Genomic DNA, 17,290 nt, shown 5'->3' with positions numbered 1-17,290 from the left:
TAATGACTGCGCAATTTGAACACGTATCCGTATTAATGGACGAAACCATCGATGCTCTTGCAATTAAGCCAGACGGCATATACATGGATGGGACTTTTGGACGTGGCGGACACTCAGGTCAAATACTTGCTCGACTTGGTGAGCAAGGACGTTTACAGGCCATTGATCAAGACCCACAAGCAATAAAATCGGCTGAAAAATTTGCCGATGATGCTCGCTTTGCTATAGCTCACACTCGCTTTTCTAACTTATACGATGTTGCAGAGCAAAACGATCTGTTAGGTAAAGTTGATGGCATTTTATTAGATATTGGCGTGTCCTCCCCCCAGCTTGATGACGCAGAGCGTGGCTTTAGCTTTATGAAAGATGGCCCGCTTGATATGCGCATGGACCCAACAAGTGGGCGCAGCGCAGCGCAGTGGCTAGCCGAAGCTGAGCTTGAAGACATTACCCATGTAATTAAAACCTACGGTGAAGAAAAGTTTGGTAAGCGTATTGCCCACAAAGTACTTGAGGTAAGAGAGCACACGCCTATTACCACAACTAAGCAACTTGCCGATTTAGTCGATGAAGCGGTGCCCGTTAAAGATAAATTTAAACACCCAGCCACACGTACATTTCAGGCAATCAGAATTTACATAAACAGTGAGTTAGAAGAAATCCAAACCGCACTGCAAGCTGCTGTAAAAGTATTAAAGCCAGGTGGACGTTTAGTGGTTATTTCGTTTCATTCACTTGAAGACAGAATTGTGAAGCAATTTATTAGAAAACAGAGTAAGGGAGAAGCGATACCCAGAGGTCTGCCTTTAACCGACGCACAAATAAATAAAAACCTGACGTTAAAAGCAGTGGGTAAAGCTATTAAACCAAGTGCTGAAGAAATTGAGCGTAATCCACGCTCTCGCAGCTCAGTACTTAGGATTGCACAGAGGCTTGGATGAACACTAAAGCGAATAATCGCCAACCCAATTTATTTTTAGAAATATTAAAAGGCCTAGGAGCTAATAAGCTAACCTCGGCCTTGTTGGTTGTGATATTCGCTTCAAGCCTAGCGGTAGTACAGGTTACACACTCTGCCCGTGCGCAGCTAATTAAACAAGACACGCTGTTACAAGAGCGTGATGAACTTGATTTAGAGTGGCGCTATTTACTTGTAGAAGAAGAGTTCTATTCGCAGCATGCGCGCATTGAAGAAGTGGCTACTACACAGCTTGAAATGAAGCGCCCTACCAGTCAGGACGAACAGGTAATAATAATACAATGAGAAATCGCGGCAAAAAACAGGTCAATAACTTAATCACATGGCGCTTTATGTTGGTGTGCACTGTGGTGTTTTTAGTGTTTGTAACACTGGTGTCGCGTGCTGCCTATTTACAAGTTATTGAGCCAGATAAAGCCCGTTCAGAAAGCGATAAACGCACCGTACGAGTTGAAAAACTACATGTGCAACGCGGTATGATCTTCGATCGTCAAGGTAAAGAGCTTGCTGTAAGTGTGCCTGTAGTCAGTGTGTATGCCGATCCTAAAGCATTGCATAAGTCACTTGTTGCTAAAGTTATAAAACAGGCGCGTAAAAACGGTGAAGATCATAAAACGCTTGCTGAAAATGCCGCTGAGCTTGATAAGCGTACCTCTGTTTATTATGCAAATGACCTGCGTTGGCGTGAGCTGGCAGATGTATTGCGTATCGATCCTAAAAAAGTAAATTCGCGTTTATTAAACGATCCCACCCGTCGTTTTGTGTATTTAAAGCGCCAAGTAACCCCTGCTGTTGCCAACTACATTAGCCAATTACGCTTACCGGGTATTCACTTGTTAGATGAGTCTAAACGTTATTACCCAGCGGGTGAGGTAACCGCGCACATCATAGGTTTTACAAACATTGATGGAAAAGGCATAGAAGGTATTGAAAAACTTTACGAAAATGCCCTTACAGGCGAAGAAGGTCGCCGCACTATTCGTAAAGATGCCCAAGGTCGCGAAGTTGAAGTATTAGATGAGCGTGAGCGTGTAGAGCCTGAAAACATTCAGCTAAGTATTGACCAACGTATTCAAGCGATTGCTTATAAAGCAGTAAAATCTGCCGTACTAACGTATAAAGCGACCTCGGGGTCAGCCATGGTGGTGGATGTTAAAACCGGTGAAGTATTAGCCATGGTAAATAGCCCATCATTTAATCCAAATAATTTGAACGATGCACAACCACATAAACGCCGCAATCGCGCAATTACCGATTTGTTTGAACCAGGCTCAACCGTTAAGCCACTAGCCATTTTAGCTGGGCTAGACTACGGCGCAATTAAAGCCGACGACACCATTGATACCTACCCAGGTTGGATGCGTTTAGGCGGCAGTTTAGTAAAAGATACCCGTAACCACGGTGAAATGACGCTTCGCGAAATTTTAAAGTACTCATCAAACATGGGCGTGGCTAAAGTAACGCAACAAGTACCTAAAGATTACTTAGTTGGTTTATATCAAAAAGTGGGGTTTGGTAGCGATACGGGCACAGGTATGGTTGGCGAAAGCAGCGGCTTATTTTACCCAAACCGCCGCTGGTCTGATTTTGAAATTGCTACGTTATCGTTTGGCTATGCTATTTCGGTAAGTACGGCGCAAATGGCCCGTTTTTACACCATGTTAGGTGCCGGTGGAATTAACCGTCCACTTACAATTTTAAAGCAAGACGGTGTGCCAGAAGGCGAACGTATTTTTAAACAAAAAGACGTAGAAGCCGTTGTTCACATGATGGAAAGCGTGTTTGAAAAAGACGGTACAGCCCGAAACGTTAAAGTTGATGGCTACCGCGCAGCTGGTAAAACTGGTACATCTAAAAAAGCAGTTGCTGGTGGTTACGGTGATGAATACGTAGGTTATTTTGCAGGTGTAGCGCCGGCAAGTAACCCACGCTTGGCTGTGGTAGTGATGATAAATGAGCCCGGTGGCGATGTGTACTATGGAGGTGCCACCGCAGGCCCTGCATTTGCAGAAATCGTCTCTAACGCATTAAGAATATTAAACGTAGCCCCTGATAAGGAAGAAGTGGCCTACGTAAAAGGTAAAGATAACGATGCGTGATTTAAAGGCTATTTTAAAATATATCGACATAGATGCACCTTCGCAGCTAGTTAAAGATTTGCGCCTTGATAGCCGTGAGGTAACGCCCGGTGATGTTTTTGTGGCGATAAAAGGCCATGCACTTGATGGCGGACAGTTTATTGCCAAAGCAATTGAAAATGGCGCTACAGCCATTATTGCCGATAGACTGTGCGAATTTGACGTTGAATTTGAGCCTCTTTATCTAGTAACTGAGCTTGATAAAAAACTCCCAGAGCTGGCAAGCCAATTTTATGAAAACCCAAGCCAATCTCTCGATTTAATTGGTGTAACGGGCACTAATGGTAAATCAACAACAACAGCCATGATGGCGCATTTAGCGCAGTTTTGTAGTACTCCTTCGGCCATTATAGGCACATTAGGCTATGGCCACCCAGATACACTAACGCCACTTATTAATACCACGCCTTCGGCTGTTGACTTGCAGCACATATTGCATGACTTAAAGCAGCAGCAAAAAAAGCTTGTAGCGATGGAGGTCTCATCGCACGGATTAGTGCAGCAGCGTGTGGCTCAATGCCAATTTAAAGCAGCGGTGTTTACTAATTTATCGCGTGATCACCTTGATTACCATGGTGATATGGCAAGTTATGGCGACGCTAAGCTAATGCTGTTTCGCGATTTTGAGCCAGAACTTGTGGTATTAAATCAAGACGATGGCCAAGCAGAGCAATGGCTAGAAAAATACAATTTTAATAACCTAATTTGCTATGGCCGGAAAAATTTAGCGCCGCAAGATGCGCGTTATGTGTATTTTTCTGATGTGGAATATTCTAAAAGTGGTATTTCGGCGCAATTGAACACAAGTTGGGGTGATATTAGCGTAACATCGCCTCTATTTGGTGAGTTTAACTTATATAATTTAACCGCAGCACTGGCAACATTGCTAGGGCTTGGTTACCCGCTTGAGCAATTAGCTGCTGGATGCGCACATTTACACCCCGTTGCGGGGCGTATGCAAGCGTTTAGCGAAGCGAATTTACCAACGTGCGTTGTTGATTACGCCCATACTCCAGATGCACTTGCTCTGGCTTTACAAGCATTACAAAAGCATGTGCCTGGTGGGGTTAGCTGTGTTTTTGGCTGTGGCGGCGACAGAGATAAAGGCAAGCGTGCTTTAATGGCGCAAGCGGCAGAACAAAATGCAGATAAGGTGATTGTTACCAGCGACAATCCGCGTTCAGAAAATCCAGATGCTATTTTAGCAGATGTGGCAGCGGGTTTATCGCAGCCTGAAAAAGCTCATTTAGAGGCAGACAGAGCAAAAGCCATTCGCTATGCAATAGAGAATGCAAATGCGGATGACGTTATTTTAATTGCCGGCAAAGGCCACGAGGATTACCAAATTATTGGCGATCAACGTATCGACTTTTGCGATCGCAGTTATGTAAAAGAACAACTAAAAAAAGCAGTAAGAGGGATAACTCAATGATCCCAATGGACTTTGATTGGCTGGCTAATGTGCTAGCAACCGATTATCTAGGTGATAATCTTAATGTAGTAAATATTAATACCGATACCCGCAGTATTTGCAAAGGTGAGGTGTTTTTAGCGTTAAAAGGGCCTAATTTTGATGGCCATAAATTTATTGCTGACGCAAAACAAAAAGGCGCTATAGGCGTTATTGTTCAGCACAAAGTTGATGTAGATATACCGCAGTTTGTTGTTAACGACACCCGTATTGCATTAGGCAATATAGGTGCAGCAGTTATGGCGCAGGTTAACCCTAAAACTATTGCCATTACAGGCAGTGTGGGTAAAACAACGGTAAAAGAAATGTGCGCCGCTATTTTATCGGTGCACGGAGATGTGCTCGCCACAAAAGGTAATTTTAATAACGATATTGGCGTGCCGCTTACGCTATTACGTTTAGAGCCGCAGCACCGTTTTGCTGTTATAGAGCTTGGCGCCAACCATTTAGGCGAAATTGCTTATACAACCGCCATGGCTAAACCCGATGTGGCTGTGGTGTGCAATGTTGCCGCTGCTCATTTAGAAGGCTTTGGTAGCTTAATGGGCGTTGCTAAAGCAAAAGGTGAGATTTTTGATGGCCTAAAAGACGAGGGTGTCGCCATTGTTAACTGTGATAGCGAATTTAGCCAATACTGGCTTGATAAGTTAAAAGGGCGCACTGTTAAGTGTTTTTCAAGTACTGAAAAGCTTGATATTTGGGCTGAAAACATCAACCTAGACGAAAACGCTCGTGCGAGCTTTTTATTGTGTACACAAGATCAAAAAGTACCCGTTAAACTTGCACTTCCAGGTAAGCACAACGTGAGCAACGCGCTTATTGCCGCGGCTTTAACCAGTGAGTTTGATGTATCGCTTGAAGAAATAGCCACTGCACTTGCCACCATGGGCGATGTTAAAGGGCGAGTAAATTTAATTAAAGTGAGCGACTCGCTAACTGTTATTGATGATACCTACAACGCTAATGTTAAGTCGGTAAAAGCTGCCATTGATTTATTAAGTGATATTCAAGGCCACCGTATTTTAGCACTGGGGGATATGGGAGAGCTTGGCGAAGATGCCAGAAGTTACCATCAAGAAGTAGGTGAATACGCAAAACAGCAAGGTATAGATGAGCTATTTACACTCGGCGTGTTAAGTAAATACGCAAGCGATGTTTTTGATAAGCCAAACCGTCATTTTTCTAACCGTGAAGAGATGCTCAAGCAAATTCAAACCAGTCTTAATAATACAAATAGTAAAACCACACTTGTGGTAAAAGGATCGCGCAGTTCTCGCATGGAATTATTAGTAACCGATTTAGTAAATGGCCAGCAACAAGCCATCAATGGAGTATCATAATGTTAGTTTGGCTGGCAGAGTATTTAACCCAATATTACAGTGGCTTTAATGTATTTTCGTATTTAACCTTACGTGCCATTTTAGGCATATTAACAGCGCTAATGATGTCGCTTTATTTTGGCCCTAAGCTCATTCGATCGTTACAAAAAATGCAAATTGGCCAAGTAGTGCGCGATGATGGCCCAGAATCTCACTTATCTAAAAAAGGTACTCCTACTATGGGAGGCTTACTTATTTTAGGCGCTATATTTACCAGCACTTTATTATGGGCTGATTTATCAAATAAATACGTATGGGCAACCTTATTTGTAATTGGCTCGCTAGGTTTAGTGGGCTTTATAGATGACTACCGCAAAGTAATACGCAAAGACCCTAAAGGGTTAATCGCTAAATGGAAGTATTTTTGGCAATCGGTTATTGCTCTAGTGGTTGCAACTGCACTGTATGCTACGAGTACGCAAGCGTCAGAAACCTCACTCGTGGTGCCATTTTTTAAAGATGTATTGCCACAATTGGGCTTGTTTTACATTGTAATTACTTACTTTGCATTAGTGGGAACTTCAAACGCGGTAAATCTGACTGATGGTTTAGATGGCTTGGCGATTGTGCCGACTATTTTAGTGGCTGCTGCACTGGCCATAATTGCTTATTTAACCGGTAATATTAACTTTTCAGCTTACTTACATATCCCGCATTTACCGCTGGCTAGTGAGTTAGTGGTTGTGTGTACCGCTATTGTTGGCGCAGGGTTAGGTTTTTTATGGTTTAACACTTACCCAGCCCAAGTATTTATGGGCGATGTAGGCTCGCTAGCACTTGGCGGTGCGCTGGGCATTATTGCTATTTTAGTACGCCAAGAGCTACTGCTTATTATTATGGGTGGTGTGTTTGTAATGGAAGCTTTATCGGTAATTTTACAGGTTGGCTCATACAAGCTACGCGGACAGCGCATTTTTAGAATGGCGCCGATTCATCATCATTACGAGCTAAAAGGTTGGCCAGAGCCACGTGTTATTGTGCGCTTTTGGATAATTTCAATTGTGCTAGTACTTGCTGGCCTTGCGACATTAAAGATTCGATAAATGCAGTATTTAAACGAGATAAAAAACAAACATATAACAGTGCTCGGACTCGGTGTAACCGGTCTGGGCATTGTGCGTTTTTTATTATCTCATGGTTTTGTACCAAAGGTCGTTGATAGCCGTGTTGCGCCACCAGGTATGGATTGGCTAAAAGAGCATGCTCCTGATCTTAATACGCATTTTGGTGACTTAGGTAGCGCCGCACTTTGTAAAACCGACATGATCATCATAAGCCCCGGGCTTAGTTTAAAAATTCCTGCAATTGCTCAAGCAATAGAGTCAGGCGTTGAAGTAATTGGTGATGTTGAGCTGTTTGCTCGTATAAATACAAAACCGGTTGTTGCTGTCACTGGATCTAACGGTAAATCAACGGTTGTTACCTTAGCTTACGAGGTACTAAAAGCTGCAGGTTACAAAGTGGCATTAGGTGGCAATATTGGCACTGCGGTACTTGATCTATTAAGCGATGATTTTGATGTGTTTGTGCTGGAACTTTCAAGCTTTCAACTCGATACCAGCTCAAGCTTAAAACCAATTAGCGCCACTGTATTAAATATATCTGAAGATCATTTAGATCGTTACGACAGCTACCAAGCCTATATCGACTCAAAATTAAGCATATATAACAATGCTGAGCTTTTAGTAACCAACGCAGATGACATTCAAACTAAACCTATTAGTCGCTCTTTAGCGCCGCAAATGAGCTTTGGCACCGACCAAGGTGATTACCACTTAGCTGAGCGCAATAATGAGCTGCATTTTATAGTAAAAGGCGAGGCATATTTACCTGTTAGCACGCTTGCGGTAGTTGGCAAGCACAATCACTTAAATACACTGGCGGTTATGGCGTTATTAAGCCCGTTTGATATTAGTAAAGAACAGTACACAGCGGCGCTTAGCCAATTTAATGGTTTAGCCCACCGTTGTCAGTTTGTAGATGAGCAAAATGGTGTTCAATACTTTAACGACTCTAAAGCCACTAATGTGGGCGCGACTATAGCGGCAATAGATAGTTTGGCCTCAGATCAAGAAAACCTGATTGTAATAGCCGGTGGTGATGCTAAAGGCGCTGATATAAGTGCGTTAAAGCCATATATAAAAAGCCATGTAAAAGCATTTGTATGCTTTGGTAAAGATGCAGATAAACTTGCTGCACTTACCAGTAAATCGCACTTAGTAAATAATATGCAAGAGGCCGTGGCACTTGCAAAAGTACTTAGTAAACGCGGTGACATTGTATTACTTGCGCCTGCCTGTGCCAGCATTGATATGTACAACAACTACATGCAACGCGGTGATGATTTTGTGCAATGTGTAATGGAAGGGCAGCTATGATTGCCTTTGCCGATTTAAAAGAAACACTCACCCCAAAACCCTCCGCACAGCTTTACGATGTGCCACTGCTTTATTGCATGTTAATGCTTATAGGTGTGGGTTTTGTAATGGTGACTAGTGCCTCAATGCCTACAGCCGAAAGGCTGTTTGATAACTCATACCATATTACCATTCGCCACAGCATGTTTTTAGCAATGGCATTTATTTTGTTTTGGATTGCCGCCAGTGTCCCTATGGATTGGTGGAAACGCTCAAACCCTTATTTGTTACTGCTTGGTATGGTGCTGCTTATTGCGGTGTTAATAATAGGTCGCGAAGTCAACGGTGCTAAGCGTTGGATTCCCATTGGACCTGTTGGTTTTCAGGTGGCCGAAGCCGCTAAATTATACTTTTTCAGTTATATAGCAGGCTACTTGGTAAGAAAGCGCGAAGAAGTACAAGAAAATATTAAAGGCTTTGCTAAGCCCATTGCTGTATTTGCAGTGTATGCCTTGCTTATTTTGCTACAGCCAGATTTAGGAACCGTGGTGGTTATGTTTGTAACAACTGTGGGGCTGTTATTTTTGGCTGGCGCAAAACTGTGGCAGTTTTTTGTACTTATTTTAACGGGCGTAGGGCTTGTTGTATTACTGATTATTGTAGAGCCATACAGAATGGCGCGAGTGGTGGGCTTTTTAGACCCTTGGGAAGACCCATTTGGTAAAGGGTATCAGTTAGTACAGTCGCTTATGGCCTACAGCCAAGGCGGCTGGTTTGGCCAAGGGTTAGGTAACAGTGTGCAAAAGTTACAGTATTTACCCGAGGCACATAACGATTTTATTTTTGCCGTTATAGGTGAAGAGCTTGGCCTTGTAGGTGTAGCAAGTATTTTATGTGTATTGGCTGTGTTTGTATTTAGGGCGCTTTTAATAGGCCAGCAAGCTTTAAAATGTGGCAAAGAATACGAAGGCTATTTTGCGTTTGCTATTGGCATTTGGTTTGCGTTTCAAACCATGGTTAATGTAGGCGCCAGTGCGGGGTTATTACCAACTAAAGGGTTAACCTTGCCGTTTATTTCGTATGGTGGCTCAAGTTTGTTAATAATGACGATTGCCACCGGTATTTTATTGCGTGTTGATTTTGAAACTAAAATGGCAACCAAACAAGCCACCTCACGCGGAGGTAAGCGATGAGTAAAAAATTAGTAGTTGTGGCCGGTGGTACAGGCGGGCATATATTCCCAGGTATTGCTGTAGCCGATTATTTAAAAGAGCAAGGCTGGCAAGTAAGCTGGATAGGCACGCCAGACAGAATGGAAGCGGATGTTGTACCAAAGCATAATATTGAGATTGATTTTATTAATGTAAAGGGCGTACGCGGTAATGGCTTTAAGCGTCTTATTAAAGCCCCATTCATGGTAATTAATGCAATATTGCAGGCGCGTAAGGTATTGAAATCTCAGCAACCTGATGTAGTGCTTGCTATGGGCGGCTATGTAACCGGACCAACCGGCATTGCCGCTAAAAGTTTAGGCATTCCACTGGTGATTCATGAGCAAAATGCAGTGGCAGGAATGAGCAACAAGTGGTTGGCAAAATTTGCTAATAGAGTACTTGCTGCATTTCCAAGCGCGTTTGCACCAGGGCAAGCCGAATTAGTCGGAAACCCAGTACGTGCAAGCGTTGCTAATGTAGCTAAACGTGATGTTTCAAGCCCTATTAATATTTTAGTGGTGGGTGGCTCATTAGGCGCACAAGTGCTTAACCAAACACTGCCAGAGGCGTTTAATTTACTTGCTAAAACAGCGCCAATTAAAGTGTGGCACCAAACAGGCAAAGGCCATATTGAGGGTGTACAAAGCGCGTATGCGCAAAACAACATTGCAGATGAAGACCTAAAAGTTGCTGAATTTATAGATGATATGGACGCCGCCTACGCGTGGGCCGATATTGTTATTTGCCGTGCAGGTGCACTGACTGTTAGTGAAATCGCCGCCGCGGGTAAAATGGCTGTGTTTGTGCCGTTTCCACATGCGGTAGACGATCATCAAACCGCCAACGCAAAGTATTTAGTAACCGCAAATGGCGCGCTTTTAATGCCTCAGCCGCAGTTTAATAAAGATTCAATAGTTGAGCTATTAAACCCGTATTTGGCAAAGCCTATATTAATCAAACAAATGGCCAGTAATGCTAAGCAGCAAGCCATTCTAGATGCCACAGCAAGCGTTGCCTCGCACTGTGAGCAAGTAACAAATAAGAGAAAATAAGTGAAAGATAAGTCAATACAAGAACAACAAACTCGACCTGCTATGCGTCGAATAGAAACCATCCACTTTATTGGTATTGGTGGTGCGGGTATGGGCGGCATTGCCGAGGTACTGGCTTTTGAAGGCTACCGTATTACAGGCTCTGATATAGCGCACAGCGCAATGACCGAACGCTTAATTAAAGCCGGTGCAGAAGTATTTATAGGCCATCACGAAAACAATGTAAAAGATGCCAACGTAGTTGTTGTTTCAAGTGCTATTGACGAAACAAATCCTGAAATTATTGCAGCTAAAGCGGCGCGTATACCAGTAGTTCGCCGTGCAGAAATGCTTGCCGAATTAATGCGTTTTCGCCATGGCATTGCCATTGCGGGCACACATGGTAAAACCACAACAACCAGTTTAATTGCCAGTATTTATGCTCAGGCAGGGCTTGATCCTACTTTTATTATTGGCGGCTTATTAAATAGCGCGGGCAGTAACGCAAAAGTGGGCAAGAGCGACTTTTTAATTGCTGAGGCAGATGAAAGCGATGCATCGTTTTTACATTTACAGCCTATGGTGTCGGTGATCACCAATATTGAAGAAGATCACATGGAAACCTATGGCGGCAGCCTTGAGAAAATGAAAGACACTTATGTGGATTTTATTCATAACCTGCCATTTTATGGCTTAGCCGTAGTGTGTATAGACTCGCAGGTAGCAAGTGAGCTGATCCCGCGTTTTGGTCGCCCTGTGATCACGTATGGCGAGTCAAAAGATGCCGACTACCGCATGAGCGATTTTAGCCAATCAGCAAGTACTTGTACTTTTACAGTGACACATAAAAGCGGTGAAAGCTTAAGTGCCACGCTTAATATGCCAGGTAAGCACAACGCACTTAATGCCACGGCGGCAATTGCAGTGGCTAAAGATCAAAACATTGCTAACCACGCAATTTTAGAGGCGCTGCAAAAATTTGAAGGCATAGGACGACGCTTCCAGCATTATGGCAATTTTGAAAACGAGCGCGGCAATGTCATGCTGGTGGATGATTACGGACATCACCCATCAGAAGTGGCAGCCACAATTGCTGCTGTACGCGAAGGCTGGCCAGAAAAACGTTTAGTTATGGTTTATCAACCGCACAGGTTTACCCGTACACGCGATTTATACGAAGACTTTGTAAAAGTATTGGCAGATGTCGATCAACTTTTATTACTTGATGTGTACAGTGCCGGCGAAGAGCCTATTGTTGGCGCAGACAGTAAAAGCCTGTGCCGCAGCTTACGCCAGCGCGGAAAAGAGCCTCTACATGTAGCAACGAGCGCAGAGCTTGCTGGTGTATTGGCAGATAACTTACAAAATAACGACTTAGTTTTAACGCAAGGCGCTGGTAATATAGGGCAATTGGTTAAAACATTAGCGGCAACAGGTATGTCGGTGGAAAAATTAAAGCAAGGTGAAGTATGACGCAACAAAACGCGCAATTTGGTAAAGTAGCAGTACTGCTAGGGGGTAACTCAGCAGAGCGCGAAGTGTCACTACGTTCAGGGCAAGCGGTGCTTAATGCACTACAAAATGCCGGTGTTGATGCCATTGCTTTTGACCCGCAAAATCGCTCTTTGTGGGAGCTAAAAGAATTAAAGGTTGATCGTGTTTTTATTGCTTTGCATGGCCGTGGTGGCGAAGATGGTACAGTACAAGGCGCGCTTGAATTTATGAATTTGCCGTACACGGGTAGTAATGTATTGGGTTCAGCCTTGGCAATGGATAAAGTACGTTGTAAGCATTTATTTAAATCTGCAGGGCTAAGCACAGCGCCTTATGCCGTTGTGGATGCTAAAAAAGGCTTTGATGCAAAAGCCATTATGGATGAGTTTAAAAAAGTAATGGTTAAGCCATCACACGAAGGCTCAAGCATAGGCATGGCGCAAGCAAGTAACGCTCAAGAGCTTGAAGATGCCCTTACACACGCTTTTAAGTTTGATAGCCAAGTGTTAGTAGAGCAGTGGATAACCGGACGCGAATTTACCGTTACTGTATTAGGCGATGAAGTACAGCCAGTTATTGAAATGACAACGCCAAATGGCTTTTACGATTACCAAGCTAAGTATCAATCAAACACAACGCAGTATCATTGCCCTGCCGATTTATCGGCGCAAGATACTCAGCACTTACAGACAATGTCGTTAGAGGCGTTTGATTTAGTGGGTGCAAGTGGCTGGGGACGTGTAGATGCCATGCAAGATGAGCAAGGAAATTTTTACTTATTAGAGGTAAATACAGTCCCTGGCATGACCGAAAAATCGCTGGTGCCCATGGCGGCAAAAGCAAACGGGGCAACATTTGAGCAATTAGTTGTTCGCATTTTGGGGCAAACGCTTTAATATGCACCCCCTTTTAGAAAAAGCTCAACAGTTAAAACAGCAACTTAACTTTAATTGGTCGCTGATTTTTGGAGTGAGCTTTTTTCTGGTGGTAGTGATTGGCCTTGTGCAAATAACGACCGGTGTATCTGATTGGCTAGTAGAGAACAAAGATGCACAAATAAAGCACTTAACAGTGCTAGGTAAGCCCAAATACACTGACGAAAAGGCCATAATTAAAGCAATAAAAAAGGCCGATTTAAGCAGTTTTTTTGAGCTAGATGTAAAACGCGTACAGCAACTAGTAAAAGATTTACCCTGGGTTGCAACCGTATCGGTACGCAAGCAATGGCCCGATACAGTACAAGTGTACGTAGTTGAACACGAAGCCGTAGCCCATTGGAATAGCGATTTATTGCTAAACCAAAGTGGCGATGCCTTTGAAGCAAGCAGCGATAAACTCGCCAATGATTTACCGCAACTTTACGGCCCCGAAGGCAGTGAAAAAGAAGCGTGGATTGCGTTTAAGCAGTTTGACGAAATGCTAAAGGTAAATGCATTAACGTTAAAAAGCTTAGCCCTTTCGGAGCGTTTTTCGTGGCAGTTATGGTTAGATAATGGCGTGCGCTTAAATTTAGGGCGCAAAGACAAAGCAAAGCGAGTACAGCGGTTTATAGATGTGTACCCGCGCATGGAAAAGCGTGCAGATGCACAAATAGATGCAATAGATTTACGCTATGATACCGGCCTTGCAGTTAGCTATAAGCCTGTGCAAGAACAGCAATTACAAAATAAGAGTAAGGCATGACTAAGTCAGCAGAAAGAAACCTAGTGATTGGATTAGACGTTGGCACCTCAAAAGTGGTGGCCACGGTAGGTGAAATCACCGCAGATAACAAGCTCAGTATTGTTGGTGTGGGCAGCCAAGTATCTCATGGTATGGATAAAGGCGGCGTTAACGATTTAAACTTAGTGTCTGAGTCGATTCGCCGAGCAATAGATGAAGCAGAGTTAATGGCTGATTGTCGTATTAGCTCAGTGTACTTAGGGATTTCTGGTAAGCACATACAATGTCAAAACGAAAGCGGCGTGGTTGCTATCAATAATACCGAAGTAACCGATGAAGACATTGAAAATGTAATTCATATAGCGCGCTCTGTGCCTATTTCGGCCGAGCGTAAAATGCTGCATGCATTACCGCAAGAATACAGCATTGATATGCAAGAGGGCATTAAAAACCCCCTTGGTATGAGCGGTGTGCGTATGGAAGCACGAGCACACATTATAACCTGCTCAAACGACATGGCTAAAAACATTGAAAAATGTGTTGAGCGCTGTGGTTTAGAGGTCGATCAGCTTATATTTACCGCGCTTGCATCGTGTTACTCAGTATTAACTGATGACGAAAAAGAGCTTGGCGTAGCGGTGCTTGATATTGGTGGTGGTACAATGGATATCACTATTTATATTAACGGTGCATTGCGTCATTCTTCGGTGATTCCGGTGGCGGGTAATCAAGTAACCGGTGATATTGCAAAAATATTTCGTACACCTATATCACATGCTGAGTCACTCAAAGTACAATATGCATGTGCAAGTAGCCAAATGGCAAGCAACGAAGACACCATAGAAGTACCCAGTGTAGGCGGGCGACCAGCACGTTTAATGTCGCGCCATACTTTATCTGAAGTGGTAGAGCCTCGTTTTAGAGAATTATTTGAACTAGCGATGGAAGAAATTCGTCGCTCAGGTTTAGAAGACCAAATTGCGGCAGGCCTCGTTATTACAGGCGGGACTGCTAAAATGACTGGCGCAATGGAAGTGGCTGAAGACATTTTCCAAATGCCAGTGAGAATAGGCAAACCAATCGGGATAGTTGGTTTGACAGACTACGTAGACGATCCTTCGTACGCAACCGCTGTAGGTTTGTTACAATACGGGCGCACTATGCAATCGATGAATGCACAAAAGTCGAAAGCAGAGGATAATAATAATTGGTGGAACCGCATTACTAAATGGTTCCAAGGCGAGTTTTAAAGTACTCAAGTCGGAGAGTAAACATGTTTGATATGATGGAACAACACAGCGAAGAAGCTGTAATTAAGGTAATAGGCGTGGGCGGTGGCGGCGGTAACGCTGTTGAGCACATGGTAAAACAACAAATAGAAGGCGTGCGCTTTATAGCTGCAAATACGGATGCGCAAGCATTACGTAATTCCGCTGCCGATATTACCGTACAACTAGGCACGCAAATAACCTCAGGGTTAGGTGCAGGTGCAAACCCTGAAGTAGGCCGTGAGTCGGCTGAAGAAGATGCAGAAACCATTCGTGCCAGCCTTGAAGGCGCAGATATGGTATTTATTGCTGCCGGCATGGGTGGTGGTACAGGTACCGGTGCTGCACCTGTGGTTGCTAAAATTGCTAAAGAATTAGGTATTTTAACGGTTGCTGTAGTAACGCGTCCTTTTGACTTTGAAGGTAAAAAGCGCGCCGCAGCGGCTGAACAAGGCATTAACGAATTGTCAGAAATTGTAGACTCACTTATTACAATTCCGAACAATAAATTGCTTAAAGTTTTAGGCAAAGGGACTACACTATTAGATGCCTTCGCTAAAGCAAACGACGTACTTTTTGGTGCGGTTCAAGGTATTGCGGAGCTAATTACACGCTCTGGTTTAATTAACGTGGATTTCGCCGACGTACGTACCGTAATGTCAGCAATGGGTACTGCGATGATGGGTACAGCCTCTGCATCAGGCCCAGATCGTGCTCAAGAAGCTGCAGAAGCCGCTATCTCAAGCCCATTACTAGAAGACGTTGATTTAACCGGTGCCAAAGGTATTTTGGTTAACATTACCGCGGGTATGGACATTGCGATTGAAGAATTTGAAATTGTGGGGAACCACGTTAAAGCGCTAGCGTCTGAAAATGCAACGGTTGTTGTAGGTGCGGTTATTGACCCAGAAATGAGCGACGAGTTACGTGTAACTGTTGTTGCTACGGGTTTAGGCGGCGATCGTCGTCCGCAGTTTGGTATTGTTGATAACGGCTTTAAAAAGGCATCAGGCTCTGATGTAGCTAGTTCATCAAACCAATCGAGCAGCATGTACGTACCAAGCTTTGCAAGCCAAGGCACAAGCACTGAAGAAACTGCGCCAAGCACGCAAGTAGAAAGCAAAGAACAAGCGCCATCTACAAGCTCAAGCAATACGGCAAGTTCGTCAGCGCAAAATAGTAAAAAAGCGGATAAATCAGAAGGCGGAGATTATTTTGATATTCCGGCTTTTTTACGTAAGCAGGCTGATTAACATTTACTAATGCTTTTGTTTGAAATATGTACAAATATTGAAAGGCAAAAGGATTTATGTTAAACTCCGCCGTCTAACTGTAACTGATTTAAAAGTGAGCGAACCTATGATTAAACAGCGTACGATTGCACAAGTAGTCAAAGCCATAGGAATTGGACTTCATAAAGGTGAGAAGGTCACAATAACTCTCCGACCTGCGAGCGCAAATACCGGGATTGTATTTCGTCGTGTCGACCTTGATCCGGTTGTTGATTTTGAAACAACACCTGAAGCCGTTGGTGATACGCAGCTGTGTACCTGTTTGATTAACAAAGATGGCGTTCGCTTATCTACGACTGAGCACCTAATTGCAGCAGTTGCTGCAATGGGTATTGATAATCTAATTGTTGAACTAGATAGCTCAGAAGTGCCAATAATGGATGGTAGTGCATTACCATTTATTTACTTGTTACAAAAAGGCGGCATTGAAGAGCAAAATGTTGCTAAACGCTTTATTCGTATAAAAGAAAAAGTACGTATTGAAGAAGGCGATAAATGGGCCGAAGTAGAACCGTATGATGGTTTTCATATCGACTTTGAAATTGCTTTTGATCACCCGGCCATTAACGAAAGCCGCCAGCGCATTGGTTTAGATATTACGGCGCAAAGCTTTACTGAAGAAATTAGCCGTGCACGTACATTTGGTTTTATGAAAGACATTGAATACATGCATGCAAATAACCTAGCACTAGGTGGCAGCATGGACAGTGCAGTAGTACTTGATGACTTTAAAGTACTAAACCCAAATGGTTTGCGCTACAGCGATGAATTTGTAAAACACAAAATATTAGACTGTGTGGGCGACATGTTTATGACAGGTCATAACCTACTAGGTAAAGTAACAGCTTATAAATCGGGTCACGATTTAAATAACAAGTTACTTCGCAAAATTATGGCAACTGAGTCAGCATGGGAGTGGGCAACATTTGAAACGCCTGTTACGATGCCTGCACCCGGCCTTGAATTAGCGACTGCCTAATTTAGTATTTTTAAAAAATACACGCT

15 protein-coding genes are annotated in these 17,290 nt (G+C 43.5%); all 15 read left to right on the top strand.

Features of this window, described 5'->3' with window-relative positions; genetic code table 11:
- Positions 1-2 precede the first annotated feature (2 nt).
- The 15 genes from rsmH (at position 3) to lpxC (ending at position 17,264) form a co-directional block, all read left to right on the top strand.
- Positions 3-941 (top strand): 16S rRNA (cytosine(1402)-N(4))-methyltransferase RsmH, encoded by a 939-nt coding sequence (gene rsmH, locus QUE46_RS13860; RefSeq protein WP_004589408.1) that lies wholly within the window; start codon positions 3-5, stop codon positions 939-941.
- Entirely contained in the window at positions 938-1,264 is a 327-nt protein-coding gene (gene ftsL / locus QUE46_RS13855; protein WP_055014177.1) for a cell division protein FtsL, read from the top strand. The genes rsmH and ftsL overlap by 4 nt, the downstream gene beginning before the upstream one ends.
- Positions 1,261-3,078, top strand: a complete 1,818-nt coding sequence (locus QUE46_RS13850) for a penicillin-binding transpeptidase domain-containing protein (RefSeq protein ID WP_286245264.1) — start codon at positions 1,261-1,263, stop codon at positions 3,076-3,078. The genes ftsL and QUE46_RS13850 overlap by 4 nt, the downstream gene beginning before the upstream one ends.
- Positions 3,071-4,549, top strand: a complete 1,479-nt coding sequence (murE, locus tag QUE46_RS13845; RefSeq protein WP_286245263.1) for a UDP-N-acetylmuramoyl-L-alanyl-D-glutamate--2,6-diaminopimelate ligase — start codon at positions 3,071-3,073, stop codon at positions 4,547-4,549. Before QUE46_RS13850 ends, murE begins: the two co-directional genes overlap by 8 nt.
- On the top strand, positions 4,546-5,928 hold the full coding sequence (gene murF / locus QUE46_RS13840; protein ID WP_286245262.1) for a UDP-N-acetylmuramoyl-tripeptide--D-alanyl-D-alanine ligase: 1,383 nt from the start codon (positions 4,546-4,548) through the stop codon (positions 5,926-5,928). Before murE ends, murF begins: the two co-directional genes overlap by 4 nt.
- Positions 5,928-7,010, top strand: coding sequence for a phospho-N-acetylmuramoyl-pentapeptide-transferase (gene mraY / locus QUE46_RS13835; RefSeq protein WP_004589413.1), 1,083 nt, complete (start codon positions 5,928-5,930; stop codon positions 7,008-7,010). Before murF ends, mraY begins: the two co-directional genes overlap by 1 nt.
- Complete coding sequence (murD, locus tag QUE46_RS13830) at positions 7,011-8,345, top strand: UDP-N-acetylmuramoyl-L-alanine--D-glutamate ligase (protein WP_286245261.1); 1,335 nt, start codon at positions 7,011-7,013, stop codon at positions 8,343-8,345.
- Positions 8,342-9,517, top strand: coding sequence for a cell division protein FtsW (ftsW, locus tag QUE46_RS13825; RefSeq protein ID WP_286245260.1), 1,176 nt, complete (start codon positions 8,342-8,344; stop codon positions 9,515-9,517). The genes murD and ftsW overlap by 4 nt, the downstream gene beginning before the upstream one ends.
- The gene (murG, locus tag QUE46_RS13820) at positions 9,514-10,590 is read left to right on the top strand and encodes an undecaprenyldiphospho-muramoylpentapeptide beta-N-acetylglucosaminyltransferase (RefSeq protein WP_286245259.1); all 1,077 of its coding nucleotides are present in this window, start codon (positions 9,514-9,516) and stop codon (positions 10,588-10,590) included. Before ftsW ends, murG begins: the two co-directional genes overlap by 4 nt.
- Before the next feature lie 42 nt (positions 10,591-10,632).
- Complete coding sequence (gene murC, locus QUE46_RS13815) at positions 10,633-12,042, top strand: UDP-N-acetylmuramate--L-alanine ligase (RefSeq protein WP_051063459.1); 1,410 nt, start codon at positions 10,633-10,635, stop codon at positions 12,040-12,042.
- Positions 12,039-12,959: a D-alanine--D-alanine ligase gene (locus QUE46_RS13810; RefSeq protein WP_286245258.1), complete on the top strand. Its 921-nt coding sequence runs from the start codon at positions 12,039-12,041 to the stop codon at positions 12,957-12,959. Before murC ends, QUE46_RS13810 begins: the two co-directional genes overlap by 4 nt.
- Position 12,960: 1 nt before the next feature.
- A complete protein-coding gene (locus QUE46_RS13805) occupies positions 12,961-13,746 on the top strand; it encodes a cell division protein FtsQ/DivIB (RefSeq protein ID WP_286245257.1) in 786 nt (261 codons plus the stop codon).
- Positions 13,743-14,975 (top strand): cell division protein FtsA, encoded by a 1,233-nt coding sequence (ftsA, locus tag QUE46_RS13800; protein ID WP_004589420.1) that lies wholly within the window; start codon positions 13,743-13,745, stop codon positions 14,973-14,975. The genes QUE46_RS13805 and ftsA overlap by 4 nt, the downstream gene beginning before the upstream one ends.
- A 23-nt stretch (positions 14,976-14,998) precedes the next feature.
- A complete protein-coding gene (ftsZ, locus tag QUE46_RS13795; protein ID WP_089348633.1) occupies positions 14,999-16,246 on the top strand; it encodes a cell division protein FtsZ in 1,248 nt (415 codons plus the stop codon).
- A 106-nt stretch (positions 16,247-16,352) separates the two neighbouring features.
- Entirely contained in the window at positions 16,353-17,264 is a 912-nt protein-coding gene (lpxC, locus tag QUE46_RS13790; RefSeq protein WP_004589422.1) for a UDP-3-O-acyl-N-acetylglucosamine deacetylase, read from the top strand.
- Positions 17,265-17,290: the final 26 nt, after the last annotated feature.

Origin of the sequence: Pseudoalteromonas sp. MM1, from assembly GCF_030296835.1 — a bacterium.
GTDB lineage: Bacteria > Pseudomonadota > Gammaproteobacteria > Enterobacterales > Alteromonadaceae > Pseudoalteromonas.
Note: the sequence above shows the minus strand (reverse complement) of the source record. Positions and strands in the feature narration are given on the sequence as shown.